Annotated in this window: 1 protein-coding gene; it reads right to left on the bottom strand. The window is 67.5% G+C overall.

All coding sequences use genetic code 11. The annotated features are described in order from the left end of the window. Positions 1-255, bottom strand: a 255-nt coding sequence (locus RM704_RS45905) for a methylmalonyl-CoA mutase family protein (RefSeq protein ID WP_311593672.1), incomplete at both ends; no start/stop codon positions are given.

Raw genomic sequence — 255 nt, 5'->3', positions numbered from 1 at the left:
CCTGCACCGGCGAGGCACCCGCCTCCGCCATGTGGTACCCCGAGATCGAGATCGTGTTCCACCTCGGCATCTCCACCCGGCAGTACCGAAAAATGTCCGCGATCAGCCGCAGCGACGGCCTCGGCGGGAAGATGTACGTCCCGCGCGCGATGTACTCCTTCAGCACATCGTTCTGGACCGTGCCCGTCAGCCGACCGGCGCCCACCCCCTGCTCCTCCGCCACGATCTGGTACATCAGCAGCAGCACCGCCGCCG

This window comes from Streptomyces gottesmaniae (assembly GCF_031845845.1).
GTDB lineage: Bacteria > Actinomycetota > Actinomycetes > Streptomycetales > Streptomycetaceae > Streptomyces > Streptomyces akebiae.
Note: the sequence above shows the minus strand (reverse complement) of the source record. Positions and strands in the feature narration are given on the sequence as shown.